Raw genomic sequence first — 19,639 nt, 5'->3', positions numbered from 1 at the left:
TCCTTCTGGATCGTTCTGTTCTTCGTGGGGCGTCTGTTCTTTGTGGGGCGAGGCTCAGCGAGTGACCGCCACGGGGGCATTCAGCTCGGCACGTTTTGCGAGCAGCTCGAACACGCCGGGGTAGGCGGGGCGTTCTAAGTAGCGCCCTGCGCCGCGCTCGGCGTGCAGCTCGCCATCCCGCCAGGTCCATTTGCCCTGGCTGATGGTATGGCGGGCAATGCCGCGCACCGTCTTGCCCTCGAAAATATTGAAATCGACGTTCTGATGATGGGTCTTGGCGGAAATCGTGCGGGTGCCGTTGGGGTCCCAGACCACGAGGTCGGCATCGGCACCCACCTGAATCGCCCCTTTGCGCGGGTAGAGGTTGAAGATTTTGGCGGTGTTGGTGGAGGTGACCGCCACGAACTCCTGGGGCGAGAGCTTGCCGGTATTGACCCCTTCGTCCCACAGCACGGCCAGGCGGTCTTCCACGCCTGCGGTGCCGTTGGGAATCTTGGTGAAGTCATCTTTCCCGGCGGCCTTCTGCTCTTCGCAGAAACAGCAGTGGTCGGTAGCGGTGGTTTGCAGATTGCCAGATTGCAGGCCGTGCCAGAGCGCTTCCTGGTGGCCTTTGGGCCGGAATGGCGGGCTCATCACATGGGCGGCGGCGGTGGCCCAGTCCGGGTGCTGGTATACGCTGTCATCGATCACCAGGTGGCCCGCCAGGCACTCGCCAAACACCGGGTGGCCCTGCTGGCGGGCGTAGGCGATTTCATCCACCGCGTCTTTGGTGGAGACGTGTACCAGGTAGACCGGCGCGCCCAGGGTGGAGGCAATGCGAATGGCGCGGCTGGCGGCTTCGCCTTCCACCTGCGGTGGGCGGGAAAGCGGGTGGGCTTCCGGCCCGGTGATGCCCTGGGCCAGCAGCTTCTGCTGCATGTGGTAGACCAGCTCGCCGTTTTCGGCATGCACGGTGGGCACCGCTCCCAGCTCCAGGCAGCGGGAAAAGCTCTCCACCAGAATGTCATCGGTGGCCATGATCGCGCCCTTGTAGGCCATGAAGTGCTTGAAGCTGTTGACCCCGTAGTCGCGCACCAGGGTGCCCATTTCCTCTTTGACGCTCTCATCCCACCAGGTAATAGCGACGTGGAAGGCGAAGTCAGTGGCGGCTTTTTCCGCCCAGCCCTGCCAGGTCTCGAAGGCTTCCAGCAACGACTGACCGGGGCTGGGAATCACGAAGTCGATGATCGTGGTGGTGCCGCCCGCCATGGCGGCGGCGGTGCCGGTGTAGAAGTCTTCGCTGGCCACCGCGCCCATGAAGGGCATCTGCATGTGGGTATGGGGGTCGATGCCGCCGGGCATCACCAGTTGGTTGCTGGCATCGACGATCTCGCAGCCTTCCGGCACGTCCAGGTCGGTGCCAATGGCGTGGATTTTGCCGTCGACACACAGCACATCGGCGCGGTAAGTGTCGGCGTGGGTGACCACCGTGCCGCCCTTGATCAATAAGCTCATGGTTCGCTCCTGTCGTTGTGTTTAGCCAGCAGAATCATTCACCGTCGGTGAGGCGGGTGTAGGTCTCGGGGCGTCGGTCGCGGAAGAACTGCCAGTTGTTGCGCACCTCGCGCACCATATCCAGGTCGATCTCATGCACTAACAGCTCATCTTCCGTGGCGCTGGCCTGGGCTTCGATCTTGCCGCGTGGGTTGACGATGTAGCTGGAGCCGTAGAAGTCGCCGATATTCCAGGGCGCCTCGGTGCCAACCCGGTTGATGGCGGCGATGAAGCAGCCGTTGGCAGCGGCAGAGGCGGGTTGCTCAAGCTCCCAGAGGTATTGGGAAAGACCGGCCACCGTGGCCGAAGGGTTGAAAATCACGTCGGCGCCGTTGAGCGCCAATGCCCGCCAGCCTTCCGGGAAGTGGCGGTCGTAGCAGATATACACGCCGATCTTGCCGTAGGCGGTATCGAAAACCGGCCAGTTGGATTTGCCTGGTTTGAAGAAGAATTTCTCCCAAAAGCCAGCCACCTGGGGAATGTGTGTCTTGTGGTATTTGCCCAGGTAGCTGCCGTCAGCGTCGAATACCGCTGCCGTGTTGTAGTAAACGCCGGTCTCGGTCTCTTCATAGATAGGGACGATGATCACCATGCGGTGCTCGGCCGCGAGCTTTTGCATCATCTGGCAGGTGGGGCCCTCCGGCACTCGCTCGGCGGCGGCGTACCATTTGCTGTCCTGGCTGGGGCAAAAATAGGGCTGATTGAACACTTCCTGAAAGCACAGCACCTGCACGCCTTGCTCGGCGGCTTGCTGAATCATGGGCAGGTGCGCTTCGTTCATCGCGTCACGAATGACGCCGGGTTCCTGATCGGTGCTGGTATTCAGGGCCATCTGGATCAGGCCAATCTTCATTTTCTGCATGGACTACCCCTCTTTTGTCATAACGCGACGACCTCCGAATGGATGGGAGGCCAGCTATGGGTGGCTTTTCTGCCGGTATCGATGAGTGGCGGAAAAGATCGCTAGGCGTGTCATGACATCGACTCATGGTCGAAACTTATAATTGTTAGCAAAGCTGTCAAGATAGACAGCTTTTTGAACATAGCGCTGGTTGAAGACGTTTTGCAAGAAGTTTTTATGAAAATCCTGGTTGTCTTTCAAGTGACTGTTTTTGCTGTTTTTTAAGTTTTTTATTGTCCGTTTTTATCAATTTGGTGAGGTGTTGCACTATTATGGCGTTTCATTTTTATTTTTTTAAATCAATGGTTTGTGTTTTATTTTTTGGTTTTTATATTGGTGTTTTGCATTCTTGTGGTGCGTTTTACGAATATGTCGCTACCCTGTTTAGGAGGTTTTAATACCCGTGACTATAACAACAATGATACAGAGGGCTTCGTCTTTATATATGTCTGTTTAGTCAGCTTTGTGTTCAATGAGTTAGCGGTGAGCGAGTGGTTTTGGGCACGCTTATTGCTGCACAACTTGCTGAACCTTTGAAGATAAAAAGGCAATGGCGAGGCTGAGGAGACAACAATGACGGCAGCTAAATCTCGAATGATCGATCAGCAGGGGTTGGTCGAACTGGCAGTGGAAGACGATGTGCGTGAAAGCGCCCGCTTCAATGAAGATATTGCGCCTACCGAAGCAAAAGAGCGTACCTGGAGTAAATGGAACATTGCGGCGCTGTGGGTCGGTATGTCGATCTGCGTGCCTACCTACACCCTGGGCGGCGTGCTCACGGCCTACTTTGGGCTGAGCGTGGGCGAGGCGCTGCTGGCCATTCTGCTGGCCAACGTGATCGTGCTGATTCCGCTGACGCTGAACGCTTTTCCCGGCACCAAATTCGGCATTCCCTTTCCGGTGGTGCTGCGCTCTTCGTTTGGCATCCTGGGTTCCAACGTGCCTTGCCTGGTCAGGGCGCTGGTGGGCTGCGGCTGGTTTGGCATTCAAACCATGTTTGGCGGGCTGGCCATTCACCTGCTGCTGTCGGCTCTGTTTCCCGCCTGGGCGGCGCTGGGAGGCGTTGGCGAGGTGATTGGTTTCTTCGTGTTTGGCGCCATGAACCTGTACGTGGTGATTCGCGGGGCCGAGTCGATCAAGTGGCTGGAAACCCTGGCGGCACCGCTGCTGTTGGCCGTGGGGATCGGACTGATGATGTGGGCGTGGCCGCACATGTCGATGACCGAACTGCTGGCCCAGCCGCCGTCGCGCCCGGAAGGAGCTTCGGTGTATGGCTATTTCTTTGCTGGCCTGACGGCCATGGTGGGCTTCTGGGCGACGCTGTCACTGAACATTCCTGATTTCAGCCGCTTCGCCAAGAGCCAGAAGGACCAGATCGTCGGGCAGATCCTGGGCTTGCCGTTGACCATGTTCTTCTTTGCTGCCCTGGGCGTGGTATTGACCGCCGCCTCGGAAACGCTGGTAGGCCAAACCGTGGCCGACCCGGTGCGCTTGATCGGCTATATCGACAGCCCTTTCTGGGTCATCATGGCCATGCTGCTGATCATCGTGGCGACCATCTCGACCAACACCGCTTCCAATATCGTCTCACCCACCAATGACTTTCAGAACATTGCCCCCAAGCTGATCAATCAAACCCGTGGCGTGCTGATGACCGGCGCCGTGGGGGTGCTGCTGATGGGCTACGACCTGCTGCAAAAGGCGGGGGTGGTGAGCCAGGGCGTTTCACTGGAGCAGATGTACTCCAACTGGCTGCTGGGCTACTCCAGCCTGCTGGGCCCGATTGCAGGCATCATGGCGGTGGATTATTTCCTGATCAAACGCCAGCGCCTGGATGTGCCTAGCCTGTACATGGACCACCAGGCTTACCCCGCGGTCAATATCGCCGGATTCATTGCCTTCGGCATTCCGGTGAGCCTGACCCTGCTGTCGCTGCTGACCGGTACCATGAACTGGTTCTATGACTACGGCTGGTTCACGGGCTCGGCGTTGGGGGCGCTGGTGTACTACGTCGCCAGCCGTACGCTGGCGTCGTCTCCCCAGGCAGGCCCTGTGCCGCTGATGGCCAGCGAGGCGGCTCGCCAGCCTTGATGCGGTAGCGCATGGCGCAGCCAGCTGTCGGGCAGAGCCTGGCGGGCTGCGCCGCTAGTTGGCTTCCTTCACCAGCCCCAGGAAGGCATCCACCACGCGGTTGGGGCGGCGGTCGTGGCGGGTAATCAGCACGAACGGGATGCGATAGGCGTAGTGCTGGGGCAGCAGGGCACGCATCTTGCCTGCGCTGACCCACTGGGCGGCCACGTGTTCGGGTAGAAAGCCAATGAAGCGCCCGGTCAGGATCAGGAAGGCAGCGCCTTCCCGGTCTGACGCAGAGGCTCGACGGTTGAGTGCTTCGTGGGCCTGGCGGGCCTTTTCCGGTAGCGGGTAGCGGGGCTGTATGGCGGGGTGCTGGGCAATCTCGCCTGCTTCGAGCGTCTCATCGGTCTGTGGGAACAAAGGGTGCTCTGCCGAGCAGTACAGGTAGGACGGCTCGTCGTAAAGCCAGCGCGTCTCCAGGCTGGTCGGCAGGTTCACGGCAGGCACCACCCCGACGTGCAGATGCCCATCCATGACGCCACGGATCACCGCGTCCGAGGGTTCCATATGAATATTCACGGTCACCGCATGGTTGGGCGCCGTCAGCGCCGCCAGGGCGTGGGTAACGTTCATGGCGGGTAGCGTCACCAGGCTATCGGTGATGCTGATATTCAGCTCGCCCTTGATGGTCTGATGCAGTGCATTGACATCACTTTTGAAGGTTTCGAGGGCAGTCAGCAGGGTCAGGCCTGCCTGGTAAATCTCCTTGCCTTCTTCGGTCAGGCTGAACCCACCGCGACCTCGCTGGCAAAGCGAAAACCCCAGGCGGCTCTCCAGGTCGCTCATGTGCTGGCTGATGGCCGAGCGGCTGATGCCCAGCGTCGTTTCTGCTGCGGTGAAGCCACCGCACTCCACCACGGTCTTGAAGATACGCACCAGGCGTATGTCGTAATCGCTCATTTGTCCCAGAGATGCCATGGCTGCCTCGTTGCCCTGCCGGTCATACCGATATGAGGATTTTGATGACGGTTTTTGCCAAAAATTGATATACATCAAAAAAACATCGCGCCACACTTCAACAGTCCCACCCATGTCTCGGGCTGGTGTATCTTCCTCTGTCTTTTTTCACTCTATCAGGTGCGCCCACGGGATGCCTGACTAAGGTATGCATGATGTCGCTCCCGCCGAGTGATGGACTCTCCCGACACCTTGATACGCTGCCTCGCCATCGTCGTTACCGCCATCGCGTCATTGCCATTTACATCGTGTCGCTGTGCGTGATGCTGGTACTGTTTGGCTGGCTGTTGAAAGGGCAGTACGAGCAAGAGCTGCAGGCCGCAGAAGCGCGGGCTGCTGCCCGCGCCAGCGTGGTGGCTGAATGGGCGAATGGAGTACTGGGGCAGAGCGCGCAGGCGCTGTTTGGGCTCGAAGAGCTGCTCGAACGTCAGACGGCAGGCGTGCCTGACCGTGAGGTGCAGGTTCAGGTAGCGCTGGAGAACCTGACGCGCTATCTGCCGTTGATCGATGAGCTTGGCGTGTTGAATGCAGACGGGCGCGCTTGGGTAAGCAGCGGCGACAACCGTCATGCGGGCAGGGATCTGAGCCAGACGGCACGTTGCGAGGTTTCAGCCAGTCAGCGTATGACGAAGTGGTCACGCCGCTTTATTGGTCGGCCCTGGATCAGCGCTTCTATCTGCACCATGTGCGGCGGCCAGGCCCTGCCGAGGGGGCGTTGAGTCCTCTGGTGAGCAGCACCCAACAACCGGACGAATTGGAAGGAGTGCTTTCCGTGACCCGTGAGGTAACTGACGCAAAACGCGCCGAAGTGGAGCTGCAAATTGCTGCCGCTGCATTTCAGGCACATTTGGGCATCATGGTGACCGATGCACGGGGCACGATCCTGAAAGTGAACGACACTTTCAAGCGCATCACCGGCTACAGTGATGCAGAGGTCGTGGGCAGGAACCCACGCATGTTCAGCTCTGGGCACCACAATGCCGCATTCTACCGACGCTTATGGCGCAGCGTACTCTCCACGGGAAGCTGGGAGGGGGAAATCTGGAACCAGCGCAAGAACGGCGAGCTGTTTCCCGAGTGGCTGACCATCAGCGCCGTGCACGACCGCAACGGCAGCTTGACCCACTATGTGGCCACCATGAGTGACATCAGCGAGCGCAAGGCGGCCGAGCAGGAAATTCATCAGCTGGCGTTCTACGATCCGCTGACCGGCTTTGCCAACCGTCGCCTGTTCATCGACCGAATCGGCGTGGCCCTCAAGGAGCTGAACCGCCACCAGCGCTGCGGAGCGCTGATTCTGCTGGACCTGGATAGTTTCAATCATGTCAACGATACCCTGGGGCATCATATCGGTGACCGGCTGTTGCAGAACGTGGCACGCCGTTTTGGCCAGATGCTGCGCGATACGGACACTCTGGCGCGACTGGGCGGCGACGAATTTGCCGTGTTGGTCGAGGGAGTGGACGGCAGCCCGCGTAAAACGCAGGCGCTGGCCGAGCATATCGCCAGCAAGCTGATGGCAGCGCTGGATACCCCGATCCAGGTAGGGGATGAGCAGGCGTCGGTCACGGCCAGCGTGGGCATCACCGTCATGGCCGACAGCCAACGCAGTGCCGATGATTATCTGCAGCAGGCGGACATGGCGCTTTCCCAGGCCAAGGCCAGTGGCCGGCGCGGCCTACGCTTTTTCGATCCCTCCATGCAGGCGGCGCTGCTGGCACGGGTCAAACTGGAGTCTGACCTGCGTCTGGCGTTGGTTCATCAGCAGTGGCTGTTGCACTATCAGCCCCAGGTGGATGAACAGGGGCGCATCGTGGGCGTCGAAGCGCTGTTACGCTGGCACCATCCTGAACGCGGGCTGGTGTCGCCCGGCGAGTTCATTCCGCTACTGGAAAGCACTGGCTTGATCAACGACGTAGGTGAGTGGGTGCTGGAGGCAGCCTGCCATCAGTTGGCTGTGTGGCAGCACCAGCCGGGGTTCGAGCAGCTGACCATTTCAGTCAACATCAGCCCTCTGCAGTTCCGCGAGAGCGATTTTCTACATCGAGTGGAGCAGGTGTTCCAGCGCACCCGAGCCCCGCTCGAGCGGTTGAAGCTGGAAGTCACCGAAACGCTGTTCGTCGACGCCCGAGACGATGCCCGTGACAAGATGCTAAGCCTGAAGGCGCGCGGCGTTCGCTTCTCGCTGGACGACTTCGGCACCGGCTACTCGTCGCTGGCGTATCTGGCACAGCTCCCGCTGGATCAGTTGAAGATTGACCAGTCCTTCGTCCAGCAGGTGCTCGAGAGCAGTGCCAATGCCGCCATCGTCGAAAGTACCATTGCCCTGGCCAAGAGCCTGAATCTGGATGTCATCGCCGAGGGGGTCGAAACTCGGGCGCATCAGGCATGGCTCATGGCCCACGGATGCCATGCGTTTCAGGGGTACTTGTTCGGGCGGCCCCTGCCGGTGGAGGAAATGGAGCAGGCCGTACGCGCGCAACGTCCCTCACCGCCAGGCCCCCAGGGCGCGTAGCTGATCAGGAAGCGTAGCATCAGCCAGGGGCAGCGTGCCGTCAGGGGTAATCACTTCCAGCCGGGAGTCTTGTCGCCAGGCACTGGCGGCCACGCGCTGGGTGCCTTCGGCGCGGTTGAGCTGCTTCCAGCCATCGTCCGTATGGAAGACGCCCTTCACCCTGGCGGTGGCAGGTAGCTCGCTCATCCATAGCGCCAAACGGTCCAGGTCGAAACGCTCGGCGGGGTGCCAGCGCACGCCGGTGCTGGTGTAGCCCAGAGCGCTGGCGGACTGCTGCTGCGCCTTGCCGAGGGGCGGAGGGAGATCGAAGAATGCCCCTTCGAGGCTGGGGCCGCTGGTGGCCAGGGCCTGGTGCGCGGCGGGCATGGCGGCTGGCGCCGCAGGGCGGGGGGCCGAAGGGCTCAGCAGGCGGTCAATGGGCAAGGGGCCTTGCTGGGTGCTATGCACCCATTTGCGCGGCGGCCAGAGCGTGTCGATGAACTGCTCGGCCCGTGCATGTTGTTCGTCGCTGGCCATGTCGGCCAGAGTGATGACCACGACATCGGCCATGGTCAGCTGATCTTGAAAAGTCTCATGCGCTCGCACGCGTGCTTCGTCCAGCCGACGCGGGTCGAGGGTGGCGATGATGTCCTGCACCGCCACCACGTCCTGAAAAGCCTCACCCTGCAGCAAATCCATCAGCCCGGCGGGGTGCCCAAGCCCCGAAGGCTCGATGATCACCCGGTCGGGTTTCTGGCGTGCCAGCAGATTTACCAGCGCCGCCTGCAGCACGAATGCCAGCTGACAGCACAGGCAGCCGCCAGGCAGGCCCTTGACCACCACGTCATCACGGGCCGCGAACATGGTCTGGTCGATGCCGATCTGACCGAACTCGTTGACCAGAATGGCCCATTTTTCATGGGTGGGTTTCTGCTCTATCAGCTGATGAATCAGCGTGGTTTTTCCGCTACCCAAAAAGCCGGTCACGATATGCACGGGTACGAGTGCCTCAAGCGCCAACGGCTCACCCTCCGGTCATGTTCATGAAGCGCACCACCTGCACATCGCCATCGGTGGTGAAGTGGTGGCGCTCGGGCTTCAATGGCAGTGCGTCGATGATGGCCTGCTTGAGCGGCGCGATCTCGCCGGGGTAACGGCGCAGCACCGCGCGCAGGTCCACCGAGTGTTCATTGCCCAGGCACAGCAGCAGCCGGCCCTCCACGGTGACGCGTACGCGGTTGCAGCTGTCGCAGAAGTTATGGCTGTGGGGGGAAATAAACCCCACGCGGCTGTCGCTGTCGGCCATCCTGAAGTAGCGCGAGGGCCCCGGCGTGCTTTCGGTGGTGGGGGTCAGCGGGTAGCGGGTTTCGATCAGCGCCTGCACGTCATCGCTGGAGTAGAAGGTCTCTGCCCGTGAGTGGTCCGAGACATCCCCCAGCGGCATCTCCTCGATGAAGCTGATGTCCAGCTGCTCGCGGCGGGCAAAGCTCACCAGGTCGAGCACCTCGTCTTCGTTGCGCCCTTTCAGAATCACCGCGTTGAGCTTGATACGGGTGAAACCAGCCTCCTTGGCTGCCTGAATGCCGTCCAGCACGCGGGCCAGCTCGCCCGTGCGGGTCAGCTGCTTGAAGCGTTCGGGGTGCAGTGAGTCGAGGCTGATGTTGAGCCGACGCAAGCCGCCCGCGTAAAGCCGCCTGGCATGCTTGCGCAGGCTCGCGCCGTTGGTGGTCATGGTGAAGTCATCCAGCCCCGGCAGCGCGCCGATGTCGTCCACCAGCTGTTCGATGCCCTTGCGCACCAGCGGCTCACCGCCCGTCAGGCGGATTTTCTCAACGCCCAGCTCGGTAAACGCGCGGGCCACCAGAGCCAGCTCCTCCAGAGTGAGCACCTGGGCGCGTGGCAGAAAGGTCATCTCTTCGCTCATGCAGTAGACACAGCGAAAATCGCAGCGGTCGGTCACCGATAGCCGCACGTAGCGAACTCGGCGGCCAAAGTCGTCGATCAGTTGTTCGGTCATTGCCAGCTCGTTATCGGTTGTATGCAGACCACCTCGCCTGGCTGGGCGCCTGCCTGGTTATCGCCAAGTTCGATCAGGCAGTTGGCGGCCACCATGGAAGTCAGAATCCCCGACCCCTGGGCTCCAGTGCTGCGCACATGCAGCGTACCCTGGTCATCGCAGTGGTAAACGCCGCGAATGAAGTCAGTGCGCTGCAAGCGGCTTTTCAACGTGGTTTGGGCAATTGCCTTGAGCCGGGGCGGCGGCGCTGGGGTCAGGCCCTGCAACTGCCGCAGCAGCGGTACCACGAATTGCAGGAATGTCACCATGACCGCTACCGGGTTGCCCGGCAGGCCGATCAGGGGCGTTTGTGTAGCGCCCAGCTGTCCGCAGGCCATGGGCCGTCCGGGGCGTAGCGCTACCCGCCAGAAGGCCAGGCGGCCAAGCTTTTCCAGCGCCGCCCGAGTGTAGTCGGCATTGCCCACGGAAACCCCACCGCTGGTGATCACCAGATCGCTCTGGGTGGCGGCGCTGGCCAGTGCGGTTTCGATGGCGTCGAGGTCGTCGGGGAGAATGCCCAGATCCAGCACCTCGGCCCCCTGCTCGGCGAGCAGGCCCATCAGGGTAAATCGGTTGGTGTCGTAGACGCCTGCGCTGGGGAGTGGGTCGCCTGGTGGCGTCACCTCGTTACCGGTGGAAAAAATCGCCACCCGGGGGCGCCGATACACCGTGACGACGGCATGGCCCAGCGAGGCCACCAGCCCCATGCGAGCGGCGTCCAGGCGCGCGCCTGCGGCAAGGGCCACGCTGCCTTTGGCAATGTCTTCCCCGGCCTGGCGCACGTGCTGCCCGGCCGTGACCCGTTCGGGCGCATCGACGGTGGCGCTTGCGCCATCGTCGATCAGCTGTTCACGCATGATCACCGTATCGGTACCCCGGGGGATCGGCGCACCGGTGGTGATGCGTACACACTGGCCCGCAGGCACCTCGTCGGCAAACGCCTGCCCGGCGAAGGCGCCCCCCACGATGGGGAAATGGGTGGTGTAGGGAGGCGCTTTGGGCCAGGCCAGGGCCACGCCATCCATGGCGGCGTTGGTGTTTTGCGGTACATCGATGGGCGCAATGATGTCCTCTGCCAGCCGACGGCCATGAGCGCTGCTCAAGGCGACCTGCTCGGTGGCCACCGGCGACGCCACCAGCGTCATCAGCGCCTCGCGGGCAGCATCGACGCTGAGCATCTGCTCGCCCAGCTCGAAACACGACAGGCTCATGGGGTCTCCCGTGAGGACGTTGCCAGCGCCTGTTCCAGGCGGGCTTTTTCCTCTTCGGTATTGAGGTTGGCGAACGCCTCAGGGCAGTCGGACATGTCCACGCGGCACCAGGCGTGGCGAGCGTACCAGCGGTCGATCTTGCGTTCGCCCTCGGCCAGGGTGGCGGCCAGGTCGTCGGCCAGCAAGGTGCGCAGCAGCGCCACCACGGGGTGCGGGCGCTCGCCGTCGAAGGCCACGGCAATATCGTGCGTGCCATCCTCCGTGACGATGCCTGCCACCATGCGCGCCACCAGGTCATGGGGCAGCGCGGGGGAGTCGCAGGGGGCAACCAGCAGCCACGGCGTGCGGGCGGCGCGCAGGCCGCTATAAATGCCCATCAAAGGGCCCTTGAAGCCGCCTTCGGCATCGGCGATCACCCGATCGGCGAACAGCGCGTATGCATCGCCGTTGCGGTTGGCGTTGATCATCAGCTCATGAACTTGGCCGTCGAAGCGCTTGACGGTGTGTGCCACCAGCGGCAGGCCTGAGAAGGGCTCGAGGCCCTTGTCACGGCCGCCCATGCGGCGGCCTTCACCCCCCGCGAGAATCATGCCGGTAAGGTCGTGTGTCGCGATCATATGCCTGCCTCCCTGGACGAGCGAGCGCTCGGCGGTTTGGGGGGAATGGCATCCAGCGTCAAGCGCCCTTCGGCGTTGATGGCCTGGAAGCTTTTGCCTTTGGCGCGGGCAATCAGCATCACGCCGAAGCGTTCGGCCAGCTCGACACCCTTCTGGGTCACCCCCGAGCGTGAGACCAGCACGCTGATGCCCATTTGTGCCACTTTCAGCACCATCTCGGAAGTCAGCCTGCCGGTGGTGTAGAAGAGATCGGCCTGCTGGCTGTTGGCCTGGTTCAACCACTGGCGGCCTGCCAGGGTATCCACGGCGTTGTGCCGCCCCACGTCCTCGACGAAATCGAGCACCTGGGCCTGCTGGCACAGCGCGCAGCCATGCACGGCCCCTGCGCTACGATACGTTTCGTTATAGTGGTTCAGGTTGGTCAGCAGCTGGTAGAGGGTCGACTGGGCCAGCGGCGTGGCGGGCAGCGCCGTGAGCGATGTCTGCTCCAGCAGCTTGCCGAATACCGTGCCCTGCCCGCATCCCGTGGTCACCGTGCGGGTCCCCAGGCGTGCTTCCAGGTCGTCGGGCAGATGGCGCGTGACCACGGCGGCGGCCTCTACCTTCCAATCCACCTGTACCACCATAAGGTCTTCTGCCCGGTACAGCAGCCCCTGGTTACGCAGGTAGCCAACCACCAGCGCTTCGGGGTCATCGCCCAAGGTCATCAGCGTCACGATTTCACGCTTGTTGAGGTAGACCGTCAGGGCGCGTTCGGCGGCAATGGCCTGCTGGCAGGTTGCTCCGTAGGCATCCATCACGCTAATGGTGGTGGTGGCTGGCAGCCGGGCACGGCTTAACTGAAGGGCGGGCATGCGCAATCCTCACTGCTCCGCGTCACTGCCTCGCCCGATGGGCGCGGCGTTTAACGTAATAGTTGAGTAAAATAGTCTGAGTTGACGATGATGGCGCTCAAAAGGCTTACTTGTCTACCCGTTCAAGGTCTAAAGGGGCAACTCATGAGTGATAATCTGCGTGCCATTAGTGCCACCCTGGTGGCCGAGCAAAAGACCATGGGGGCGTTTACCGTGACCCAGTGGCGTATCACCGAGCTGGTGCCCGGTGACCAGGGTGACCACGTGCTGCATCTGCAGCTCTCCATGACCGAACGTGCGGCTTACCGCTTCAACCTGACGTCCGCTACCCCAAGACTCTTCGTGCGCGCTGGTTTTACCGGTCAGCCAGCCAGGCCGGATGCCATTACCGCGAGCCAGGACGTGGCGGCGGGCTGGCTGGATGGCGAACAGCAGGTGCTGGAGGCACCCATGCCGCTGGCCATTCAGGTGTGGATCGAACGCTATCTGGCCCGTCACGGAGAAGCCCCCGTGGAGCAGCGCAAGAAAAAACGCAAAGGGGCAGGCCGCGCTCAGGCGCTGCCCGACAAGGAGTGACCCGATGAGCCGATTAGAGCGTTGGTCGCGTAAAAAGCGCGGTCTCGAGAGCGATGACGTCATGGTGCCCGAGCCTGCCCAGGCAAGTGAGGAAGCGCCGGTGCTGGCTGACGCGCACGTACACCAGGAAGCCCCGGCCGACCCCGCTGAGCCCCCGGCACCTGCGCCCGGCAGCCTGGACGATACGCTCCCCGACCCTGATACCCTGCCCGCTGGCAGCGACTTCAGTGCCTTCATGGCGGCGGGGGTCAGTTCGGCGCTGCGCCGCCGTGCCCTGCGCCGACTGTGGGCCACCGGCAACTACAACGTGCGTGACGGGTTGGATGATTACGATGCCGACTACACGCAGCAGTTGAAGCCCATGGCCAGCGAGCTGGCGGGCAAGCTCAGGCGGTGGACTCACCAAGCGGAAGAGGCCAGCGAGGTGCCCCAGGAGGAGAGCACGCCAGCAGCAGAGTCCCGGACAGAACCCCGTACAGAGCCCCAGGACACCCCGTCGGCTGACCATACGGAGGAGATGGCGGCTTGCAACGGCGATGGCAGTTTTGTACAAAGAACCGACCTAGACGACCAGTCTGATTTATCTTGTCACGCTCGCCGTGAGCGCTCTGAACGATAGTTGTCTTTTTTATCATGAGGTTAGCGTTGGTCTGGTGGGCCACCGTTGACAGTGATACGACCAATGAAAGTGGCAAAAGGCGGCATAGCGCCATACGCTGAAAGCATAAGGACAGTGGCGTTACGCCGCACTTGTGTCAAAATGACCATTAAAACGACCATTCAAATAATAAGAACGACCCATTGACCGTGAGCGTGCATGAACCAACGAATCCAACTGGCGTCGATTGACGACCAGCGCAACGCGGCCGCTCGTGAAGCGGTGCGTCGGCGTATCTCCTGGCCAGTCAATCTGACCCCCGCCAACGTTACCTACCATAGTCGTGGACACGTGGTGCTGATCGGTGCCGTTCAACCCGTGACAGCCGCCGCTCGCGCACTGCAGCATCAGGGGCTGGCATCGCTGACGCTACTGACCCTGAACGACGCCGCCGAGCTGCCGGCGGGCAGTGAGCCTGTCATCGAGCAGCCCTTGAGTGCCGAGCAGCTGGCGCAGCTCGCCATCACCGGGCACTTGGGCGCGTTTCATCTTCAGGTGCCGTTTTCACAGGGTGAAACGCTGGATCTGGCACAAGTGCTGGTCGAGCGTGACGCCTTCGATGTCGTGCTGGACCTGACGGCCCCCGGCATGCTGCCCGCAATGCCCTGGGAATTGCCGCCGCCTGGCTATTTGCGACTCGCTCCCGAGGCTGCCGATGAGCAGCGCCAGCAGGTACTGGAGAGTGCTGTCGAGCTGGTAGGCGAGTTCGACAAGCCCCGTTACTTCCAGGTCAATACCGACCTGTGCGCGCATTCGGCCAGTGGTAACGTCGGGTGTACCCGCTGCCTGGACGTCTGCCCGGCGGATGCCATCACCAGCATCAAGGGGCGTATCGAGTCCCGCATCGAGATAGACCCCTTTCTGTGCCAGGGCGTCGGTAGTTGCACCAGCGCCTGCCCCACCGGTGCCATCGAGTTCAGGCTGCCCGAAACGCGCCGTCAGCAGGATACGCTGTCAGTGTGGCTCGAGGCCTACCGCGAAGCGGGAGGCGAGGTGCCCGTGCTGCGCTTCGTCACCCACGATACTCTGGAGCAAGAGCGCCAGGCGGGCGTGGTCACGCCAGGCCATCTCATCGATGTGCCGCTGGAAGAGCTGGGCGCGGCTGGCCACGACCAGTGGCTGACGGCCTTGGCCAGCGGCGCCTCTGAAGTACGTATTCAGCTTCACGAGGGCATGCCGCCCCGTTTGAGCACCTTTCTGAACCATCAGGTAGCGCTGGCCCAGGGGTTGCTGGCAGCGCTTGGCCACGCCGTCGAACGTATCCAGCTGGTGGCGGCCAACGCCATTGAAACGCGCGACGCTCTGCCCAGCCTGCTGCCGTTGAGTGACACTGCCGTCAGCTTTCGCGAGCCTAACAAGCGCACGCGATTGAATCAGGTACTGGCGCGCCTGGCCGCGCTGGGAACCCCCAGCGGCGAGCGTCAAGCGCTGCCGGAAGGCGCGGCCTACGGCGGCATCGACGTGGATAGCAGCGCCTGTACGTTGTGCTATGCCTGCGTCAGCAACTGCCCGACACCCGCGTTGCAGGCAGGCGGCGATACGCCGGTGCTCAGCTTCCTGGAAGCCGACTGCGTGCAGTGTGGCCTGTGCGAACAGGCGTGCCCGGAAAATGCCATCACCCTGGTGCCTGGTTTTCTGGCCGCGCCTGCCCGTGAAACGCGCCACGTGTGCCATGAAGAGCCTGCCTTTGAGTGTATCGGCTGTGGCAAACCGTTCGCGACGGTCAGCACGGTGGCCGCCATGAAAACCAAGCTGGCCAATCACCCCTATTTTGCCGGCGATGCGCTGGCGCGTCTGGAAATGTGTGAAGACTGCCGCGTGAAAGACGTCTGGAAAACCATGATGCGCGACCCTGACGCGCAGTTGAAGGTGTAACGCCATGAGTGAAACCGAGGCGATGCTCAGCGAGATCGACGCGCTGCGCGGGGATATCTACCAGCTGCTGGCACGGCTGTTGCGCCAGTCGCCCGACGTTGAGCTCCTGGCCTGGCTGGCCGAGCTGGAGGTAGAACAGGACGGCACGCGGCTGGCCGAGTGCTGGGTTGGCCTTGCTCAGGCCGCCGCCCAGGCCGACCCCGAGCGACTGCAGCGCGCCCACTTTCGCCATCTGGTGGGCGTCATTCAGGGCGATATCGTGCCCTATGCCTCCTGGTATCAGCAGGGTGAGCTCATGGAAGCCGCGCTGGTGGCGCTGCGCCGTGACCTGAGGGAGCTGGGCTTCGAGCGCAGTGAACGCACCCATGAGCCCGAGGATCACCTTGCCGCCGTGTGTGAAGTCATGGGCATGCTGGTAGAAGCTCAGGCAGATGAGCAGGTAGCTTTTTTTCAGCAGCACTTGGCCCCCTGGGCAAAGCGCTGCTTCGACGATGTGGCTGACGTGGAGGCTGCCTTCTATGCCGCGCTGGGCGCGCTAGGCAGTGCCTTCATGGAGAGCGAGCAGGCGCGTATCAGCGACCGAGCCGCCCATCAGCCAGTACGACTCGTGACCTGACCCTGGTTCGCGGTCAGTGAATAGCCGGGCCAGCGGCCCAAGCATAACAAGCATGACAGTGGAGAACCCTATGCACACGTCACATAACCCTGAACGGCGTCGGTTCATGAAGACCGTTGGCCTGGGCACCGCAGCAGCAGGTGCGGCAGCGGCGGTCGGTCACGTTACCCTCGTACAGGCGAGCGACAAGACGCCCAGCCAGCGTGAAGCCCAGTCGGTGAATTACCGCGAGACGGATCACGTTCGTGCCTACTACGCCTCGCTGCGTGACTGACGGCGACCATCAGGAGATTTGCCATGCGCTTAACTCGTAAAACTCAAGCTCCGGCCGCGTCTGGGCTGGGTATCTCTCGTCGCCAATTCCTCAAGCGTACCGGCGCGGGTACGGCCGGTGTTGCGGCGGTTGGTTTCATGGGCGCGCCGATGATGCAGCGCACCGAAGCGGCGAACAAGACCCCGGTGCTCGACTCCCCCGTCGAAACCAAGCGCACCATCTGCTCCCACTGTTCAGTGGGGTGTGGCGTGTATGCAGAAGTGCAGGAGGGCATCTGGACCAAGCAGGAGCCAGCCTTCGACCACCCGATCAACCGTGGCGCCCACTGTGCGAAAGGCGCCTCTCTGCGCCAGCACGGCCACTCCACGCGTCGCCTGAAGTACCCGATGAAGCTGGTCGCGGGTGAATGGCAGCGCCTGAGCTGGGACGACGCCGTCAATGAGATCGGCGACAAGCTGCTGGAACTGCGGGACGCCTATGGCCCCGATAGCGTCTACTGGCTGGGCTCGGCCAAGTTCAGCAACGAGCAGGCGTATCTGATGCGCAAGCTCGCCTCCATGTGGGGCACCAACAACACCGACCACCAGGCGCGTATCTGCCACTCCACCACGGTAGCGGGTGTGGCCAATACCTGGGGCTACGGGGCGATGACCAACTCGCTCAACGATATGCACAACAGCCGCTCCATGCTGTTCATCGGCTCCAACCCCAGTGAAGCCCACCCGGTGGCGATGCAGCACATCCTGATTGCCAAGGAGCGCAACAGCTGCGACATCATCGTTGCCGATCCGCGCTTCACGCGTACGGCCGCCAAGGCCAACAAGTACGTGCGCATCCGCCCTGGCTCCGATGTGGCCTACATCTGGGGCCTGTTGTGGCACATTTTCGAAAACGGCTGGGAAGACCGCGAATACATCAACCAGCGCGTCTACGGCATGGATGAAGTGCGTGCCGAAGTCGCCCAGTTCCCGCCCAGCGTCGTGGAAGACATCACCGGCGTCTCGGAAGCCGACATGTTCGAGGTGGCCAAGCGGCTTTCCGACAACCGTCCGGGCTGTGTGATCTGGTGTATGGGCGGTACTCAGCACACCACCGGCAATAACAACACCCGCGCCTACTGCATCCTGGAGCTGGCACTGGGCAACATCGGCAAGTCGGGCGGTGGTGCCAACATCCTGCGTGGTCACGACAACGTACAGGGTGCCACTGACCTGGGCCTGGGCTGCGACTCGCTGCCTGGCTATTACGGCCTGGCCGAAGGCGCCTGGCAGCACTGGGCCAAGGTGTGGGACGTGGAGTACGACTGGCTGAAAGGTCGCTTCGACGACACCGAGTATGCCGACGGCAAGCCCATGTACACCAACGGTATCACCGTATCGCGCTGGGTCGATGGCGTGCTGGAAGAGGACGACAACATCTCCCAGCGTACGGCGCTGAAAGCGATGTTCTACTGGGGCCACGCGGTCAACTCGCAAACCCGCGGCGTTGAAATGCAAAAGGCCATGCAGAAGCTCGAGATGATGGTCATCGTCGACCCGTATCCCACCGTCGCGGCCGTCATGCACGACCGCACCGACGGCGTCTACCTGCTGCCTGCCGCCACCCAGTTCGAAACCACCGGTAGCGTCACCGCCACCAATCGCTCGATCCAGTGGCGTGATCAGGTCATCGAGCCGCTGTTCGAGTCCAAGCCCGACCATGAGATCATGACCCTGTTTGCCAACAAGCTGGGTTTTGGCAACGAGTTCGTCAAGAACTACGCCATGGAAGGTAATCGTCCGGTGATCGAAGACGTGCTGCGCGAAATCAATCGCGGCATGTGGACGGTGGGTTACACCGGCCAAAGCCCGGAGCGCCTGAAAGAGCACCAGCAAAACTGGCACACCTTCAGCTTTGAAAATCTGCGTGCTCAGGGTGGCCCCTCGGATGGCGACTACTACGGTTTGCCGTGGCCCTGCTGGGGCACCCCGGAGTTCCGTCACCCGGGCTCCCCGAACCTCTACGATACCAGCGTGCCCGTGATGGAAGGCGGCATGGGCTTCCGCGCCCGCTTTGGTATCGAGCGCGACGGTGTCAATCTGCTGGCCGAAGGCTCAGCCCCGGTGGGCGGCGATATCGATGACGGTTATCCGGAGTTCAACGACCAGCTGCTGAAAGACCTGGGCTGGTGGGATGACCTGACGGCCGAAGAGAAAGAGGCTGCTGAAGGTAAAAACTGGAAAACCGACTTCTCCGGCGGTATTCAGCGAGTGGCCATCGAACACGGCTGTGCGCCTTACGGTAATGCCAAGGCCCGTGCTGTTGTGTGGACGTTCCCGGATGCCGTGCCCAAGCACCGCGAGCCGCTCTACACCACGCGGCGTGATCTGGTCGAGCGGTATCCCACCTGGGACGATTTCGACTCCATCATGCGTCTGCCCACGCTCTACAAGACCATTCAGGAGCGTGACAACAGCGCGGACTACCCGATCATTCTGACGTCTGGCCGACTGGTCGAGTACGAAGGCGGGGGTGAAGAAACCCGCTCGATGTCCTGGCTGGCGGAGCTGCAGCAGGAAATGTTCGTCGAGATGAACCCTGCCGATGCCAACGATATCGGCGTACGTGACGGTGACGATGTCTGGGTCGAAGGCGCCGAGGGCGGCCGCGTCAAGGTGAAAGCTCTGGTCACGCCCAGGGTGGATCGCAAGGTGGCCTTCATGCCGTTCCACTTTGGCGGCATCTTCCAGGGCGAGAACCTGCATGATCGCTACCCGGAAGGCACGGCACCCTATGTTCAGGGCGAGGCAGCCAACACGGCGACCACTTACGGCTACGACCCGGTGACACTGATGCAAGAGACCAAGTGCACCATTTGTCGTATTGAGCGCGCTTGAACGATCAC

General features: G+C 62.1%; 17 protein-coding genes. 9 read left to right on the top strand and 8 right to left on the bottom strand.

The genetic code is table 11. The features are described 5' to 3' along the window. Window positions 1–54: 54 nt before the first annotated feature. Both hydA and IE061_RS09065 read right to left on the bottom strand, forming a co-directional pair. Window positions 55–1,494: a dihydropyrimidinase gene (gene hydA, locus IE061_RS09070; protein ID WP_193461452.1), complete on the bottom strand. Its 1,440-nt coding sequence runs from the start codon at window positions 1,492–1,494 to the stop codon at window positions 55–57. Between the two features lie 34 nt (window positions 1,495–1,528). Beyond that, the gene (locus IE061_RS09065; protein WP_144980740.1) at window positions 1,529–2,395 is read right to left on the bottom strand and encodes a nitrilase-related carbon-nitrogen hydrolase; all 867 of its coding nucleotides are present in this window, start codon (window positions 2,393–2,395) and stop codon (window positions 1,529–1,531) included. A gap of 612 nt (window positions 2,396–3,007) precedes the next feature. Between IE061_RS09065 and IE061_RS09060 the strand changes: the two genes are divergently transcribed. Next, the gene (locus tag IE061_RS09060; protein ID WP_100731323.1) at window positions 3,008–4,525 is read left to right on the top strand and encodes an NCS1 family nucleobase:cation symporter-1; all 1,518 of its coding nucleotides are present in this window, start codon (window positions 3,008–3,010) and stop codon (window positions 4,523–4,525) included. Between the two features lie 54 nt (window positions 4,526–4,579). Here the strand turns inward: IE061_RS09060 and IE061_RS09055 are convergent, their stop codons facing one another. Further along, window positions 4,580–5,485: a LysR family transcriptional regulator gene (locus tag IE061_RS09055; RefSeq protein WP_193461451.1), complete on the bottom strand. Its 906-nt coding sequence runs from the start codon at window positions 5,483–5,485 to the stop codon at window positions 4,580–4,582. Window positions 5,486–5,679: 194 nt separating this feature from the next. Between IE061_RS09055 and IE061_RS18055 the strand changes: the two genes are divergently transcribed. Together IE061_RS18055 and IE061_RS09050 are read left to right on the top strand one after the other, a co-directional pair. Further along, the gene (locus tag IE061_RS18055; RefSeq protein ID WP_230478419.1) at window positions 5,680–6,243 is read left to right on the top strand and encodes a PDC sensor domain-containing protein; all 564 of its coding nucleotides are present in this window, start codon (window positions 5,680–5,682) and stop codon (window positions 6,241–6,243) included. Window positions 6,244–6,296: 53 nt separating this feature from the next. Continuing rightward, window positions 6,297–8,039 (top strand): putative bifunctional diguanylate cyclase/phosphodiesterase, encoded by a 1,743-nt coding sequence (locus IE061_RS09050; protein ID WP_230478418.1) that lies wholly within the window; start codon window positions 6,297–6,299, stop codon window positions 8,037–8,039. Here IE061_RS09050 and IE061_RS09045 read toward each other — a convergent pair. From IE061_RS09045 to IE061_RS09025, 5 genes are read right to left on the bottom strand one after another with little or no spacing between them, the layout of a single operon-like run. Next, window positions 8,013–9,038, bottom strand: a complete 1,026-nt coding sequence (locus tag IE061_RS09045; protein ID WP_016915158.1) for a CobW family GTP-binding protein — start codon at window positions 9,036–9,038, stop codon at window positions 8,013–8,015. The two genes, IE061_RS09050 and IE061_RS09045, sit on opposite strands and share 27 nt — an antisense overlap. 4 nt (window positions 9,039–9,042) lie before the next feature. After that, the gene (gene moaA / locus IE061_RS09040) at window positions 9,043–10,035 is read right to left on the bottom strand and encodes a GTP 3',8-cyclase MoaA (RefSeq protein WP_016915157.1); all 993 of its coding nucleotides are present in this window, start codon (window positions 10,033–10,035) and stop codon (window positions 9,043–9,045) included. Beyond that, on the bottom strand, window positions 10,032–11,285 hold the full coding sequence (gene moeA / locus IE061_RS09035; protein ID WP_016915156.1) for a molybdopterin molybdotransferase MoeA: 1,254 nt from the start codon (window positions 11,283–11,285) through the stop codon (window positions 10,032–10,034). The genes moaA and moeA overlap by 4 nt, the downstream gene beginning before the upstream one ends. After that, entirely contained in the window at window positions 11,282–11,902 is a 621-nt protein-coding gene (mobA, locus tag IE061_RS09030; RefSeq protein WP_193461449.1) for a molybdenum cofactor guanylyltransferase MobA, read from the bottom strand. Before mobA ends, moeA begins: the two co-directional genes overlap by 4 nt. Continuing rightward, window positions 11,899–12,756, bottom strand: coding sequence for a formate dehydrogenase accessory sulfurtransferase FdhD (locus IE061_RS09025; protein WP_016915154.1), 858 nt, complete (start codon window positions 12,754–12,756; stop codon window positions 11,899–11,901). Before IE061_RS09025 ends, mobA begins: the two co-directional genes overlap by 4 nt. A gap of 144 nt (window positions 12,757–12,900) precedes the next feature. On the opposite strand from IE061_RS09025, the gene IE061_RS09020 reads away from it, so the two are divergent. From IE061_RS09020 to IE061_RS08995, 6 genes are all read left to right on the top strand, one after another. Further along, entirely contained in the window at window positions 12,901–13,332 is a 432-nt protein-coding gene (locus tag IE061_RS09020; protein WP_016915153.1) for a DUF3305 domain-containing protein, read from the top strand. A 4-nt stretch (window positions 13,333–13,336) separates the two neighbouring features. Next, a complete protein-coding gene (locus IE061_RS09015; protein WP_016915152.1) occupies window positions 13,337–13,951 on the top strand; it encodes a DUF3306 domain-containing protein in 615 nt (204 codons plus the stop codon). 198 nt (window positions 13,952–14,149) lie between these two features. Next, window positions 14,150–15,865 (top strand): 4Fe-4S dicluster domain-containing protein, encoded by a 1,716-nt coding sequence (locus IE061_RS09010; protein ID WP_193461448.1) that lies wholly within the window; start codon window positions 14,150–14,152, stop codon window positions 15,863–15,865. 4 nt (window positions 15,866–15,869) lie between these two features. Further along, the gene (locus IE061_RS09005) at window positions 15,870–16,481 is read left to right on the top strand and encodes a TorD/DmsD family molecular chaperone (protein ID WP_193461447.1); all 612 of its coding nucleotides are present in this window, start codon (window positions 15,870–15,872) and stop codon (window positions 16,479–16,481) included. Window positions 16,482–16,551: 70 nt separating this feature from the next. Continuing rightward, window positions 16,552–16,755: a twin-arginine translocation signal domain-containing protein gene (locus IE061_RS09000; RefSeq protein ID WP_016915149.1), complete on the top strand. Its 204-nt coding sequence runs from the start codon at window positions 16,552–16,554 to the stop codon at window positions 16,753–16,755. 23 nt (window positions 16,756–16,778) lie between these two features. Further along, window positions 16,779–19,631 carry a molybdopterin-dependent oxidoreductase gene (locus IE061_RS08995; RefSeq protein WP_016915148.1) on the top strand — a complete coding sequence of 951 codons (2,853 nt, stop codon included), beginning with the start codon at window positions 16,779–16,781 and terminating at the stop codon, window positions 19,629–19,631. The last annotated feature ends 8 nt before the right edge of the window (window positions 19,632–19,639 follow it).

Origin of the sequence: Vreelandella hamiltonii (genome assembly GCF_014651795.1) — a bacterium.
GTDB classification, from domain to species: Bacteria; Pseudomonadota; Gammaproteobacteria; order Pseudomonadales; family Halomonadaceae; genus Vreelandella; species Vreelandella hamiltonii.
This window is presented reverse-complemented; position numbering and strand designations above follow the sequence as displayed.

Excerpts from the sequence above, each read along its gene's own strand:
- hydA (WP_193461452.1), bottom strand. The coding sequence starts at position 1,494 with ATGAGCTTATTGATCAAGGGCGGCACGGTGGTCACCCACGCCGACACT.
- IE061_RS09065 (WP_144980740.1), bottom strand. The coding sequence starts at position 2,395 with ATGCAGAAAATGAAGATTGGCCTGATCCAGATGGCCCTGAATACCAGC.
- IE061_RS09060 (WP_100731323.1), top strand. The coding sequence starts at position 3,008 with ATGACGGCAGCTAAATCTCGAATGATCGATCAGCAGGGGTTGGTCGAA.
- IE061_RS09055 (WP_193461451.1), bottom strand. The coding sequence starts at position 5,485 with ATGGCATCTCTGGGACAAATGAGCGATTACGACATACGCCTGGTGCGT.
- IE061_RS18055 (WP_230478419.1), top strand. The coding sequence starts at position 5,680 with ATGTCGCTCCCGCCGAGTGATGGACTCTCCCGACACCTTGATACGCTG.
- moaA (WP_016915157.1), bottom strand. The coding sequence starts at position 10,035 with ATGACCGAACAACTGATCGACGACTTTGGCCGCCGAGTTCGCTACGTG.
- moeA (WP_016915156.1), bottom strand. The coding sequence starts at position 11,285 with ATGAGCCTGTCGTGTTTCGAGCTGGGCGAGCAGATGCTCAGCGTCGAT.
- mobA (WP_193461449.1), bottom strand. The coding sequence starts at position 11,902 with ATGATCGCGACACACGACCTTACCGGCATGATTCTCGCGGGGGGTGAA.
- IE061_RS09025 (WP_016915154.1), bottom strand. The coding sequence starts at position 12,756 with ATGCCCGCCCTTCAGTTAAGCCGTGCCCGGCTGCCAGCCACCACCACC.
- IE061_RS09020 (WP_016915153.1), top strand. The coding sequence starts at position 12,901 with ATGAGTGATAATCTGCGTGCCATTAGTGCCACCCTGGTGGCCGAGCAA.
- IE061_RS09015 (WP_016915152.1), top strand. The coding sequence starts at position 13,337 with ATGAGCCGATTAGAGCGTTGGTCGCGTAAAAAGCGCGGTCTCGAGAGC.
- IE061_RS09010 (WP_193461448.1), top strand. The coding sequence starts at position 14,150 with ATGAACCAACGAATCCAACTGGCGTCGATTGACGACCAGCGCAACGCG.
- IE061_RS09005 (WP_193461447.1), top strand. The coding sequence starts at position 15,870 with ATGAGTGAAACCGAGGCGATGCTCAGCGAGATCGACGCGCTGCGCGGG.
- IE061_RS09000 (WP_016915149.1), top strand. The coding sequence starts at position 16,552 with ATGCACACGTCACATAACCCTGAACGGCGTCGGTTCATGAAGACCGTT.
- IE061_RS08995 (WP_016915148.1), top strand. The coding sequence starts at position 16,779 with ATGCGCTTAACTCGTAAAACTCAAGCTCCGGCCGCGTCTGGGCTGGGT.